Raw genomic sequence first — 1322 nt, 5'->3', positions numbered from 1 at the left:
TATAATACTCCCCATCCTTAGGACAGTATTTAACAAAATTTAAGATATTTTTTTTCAATTTTTGGGCTAAAATTGTTAATAACTTTTTGGCCCTTCAAAGGCCAAAAAAAGTTATTAATGATTTTATGCCACGCTCTTTTGTTCATAAATTTCGTTGGGTGTTTTATAATTCAAAGATTGGTGTAATCTTCTTTCGTTATAAAACTCAAAATAATTCTCAAGACCTTTGTACAAAGATATTCCATCTTCGTAAACGTACAAATATACATGTTCATATTTCACGCTTTTCCACAATCTTTCAATAAAAATATTGTCCAAAGCTCTGCCTTTTCCGTCCATAGAGATTTTTATTTCATTGGATTTCAGTATATTAATAAAAACATCACTGGTAAACTGGCTTCCCTGATCGGTGTTGAAAATCTCTGGACAACCGTGAATTTTAATGGTTTCCTGCAAAACTTCGGCGCACCAATCCGCACCCATCGTGTTGGATAATGACCAGTTCAAAACCTTCCTGCTGTGCAAATCAATAATCGCTATCAAATACATAAAACCCTTTCGCATAGGAATATACGTAATATCCGTTGCCCATACTTGGTTGGTTTTCTCTATTTTCAAATCTTTCAGAAGATACGGATATTTTTTGTGTAATTTATTGATTATTGTGGTTTTAGGCTCTCTGAAAATAGTCTTCCAATTCACAATCTTCATCAACCTACGCATTCGTTTTACATTAATTTGAAAGCCAAGCTTCTGAAAATGAGCTGTTAAACGAAGAACTCCATAAAATGGCGTATCAAAATACTGCTTATCCAAAAGTTCCATTATCTGCAAATTTTCTTCTTTTTCTGCAACTGGGCTGTAATATAACCCGCTACGATGAATGGAAAGCAATTCGCATTGTTTACTGACATTCAATACTTTATCTTCTTTATCTATCTTTTCCCTACGTTCTTGCAAAGGTGTCATCGCAAGTTTTTTTTTAAGAAATCGTTCTCTACTTTTAGTTGTCCTATTTGGGCATAAAGTTTCTCCGTATCAATCTGTTTTTCTTTTTCATTTGAAGAATCCGACTGGAAAACATTGCTGAAATTGCTCAATGCTTGAGATTTCCAAAGACTAATTTGAGAGGGCTGCAATTCGTATTTTTTTGCTAATTGCTCTATTGTTTCTCGCTCTTTTAATGATTCTAAAACGACTTTTGATTTGAAGTCCTTGCTAAATTTTCTCCTTGTTGACATAACTTATTTGATGTTAAAATTAAACTTTTTTTTGCTAATTTCATATCTTAAATTACTGTCTTAATTTTGGGGAGTATTATA

General features: G+C 32.5%; 2 protein-coding genes. Both read right to left on the bottom strand.

Going from position 1 to position 1322, the window contains the following annotated elements; genetic code table 11:
* Positions 1-123 precede the first annotated feature (123 nt).
* On the bottom strand, positions 124-969 hold the full coding sequence (locus tag HNP36_RS19220) for an IS3 family transposase (RefSeq protein ID WP_184167786.1): 846 nt from the start codon (positions 967-969) through the stop codon (positions 124-126).
* A complete protein-coding gene (locus tag HNP36_RS19215) occupies positions 966-1241 on the bottom strand; it encodes a transposase (protein ID WP_228456450.1) in 276 nt (91 codons plus the stop codon). Before HNP36_RS19215 ends, HNP36_RS19220 begins: the two co-directional genes overlap by 4 nt.
* Between the last annotated feature and the right edge of the window lie 81 nt (positions 1242-1322).

This window comes from Chryseobacterium shigense (assembly GCF_014207845.1).
Classification (GTDB): Bacteria; Bacteroidota; Bacteroidia; order Flavobacteriales; family Weeksellaceae; genus Chryseobacterium; species Chryseobacterium shigense_A.
The sequence above is the reverse complement of the archived record's forward strand: the minus strand, read 5'-3'. Positions and strand labels throughout refer to the sequence as shown.

Coding starts and splice junctions, on each gene's coding strand:
- HNP36_RS19220 (WP_184167786.1), bottom strand. CDS start 969: ATGACACCTTTGCAAGAACGTAGGGAAAAGATAGATAAAGAAGATAAA.
- HNP36_RS19215 (WP_228456450.1), bottom strand. CDS start 1,241: ATGTCAACAAGGAGAAAATTTAGCAAGGACTTCAAATCAAAAGTCGTT.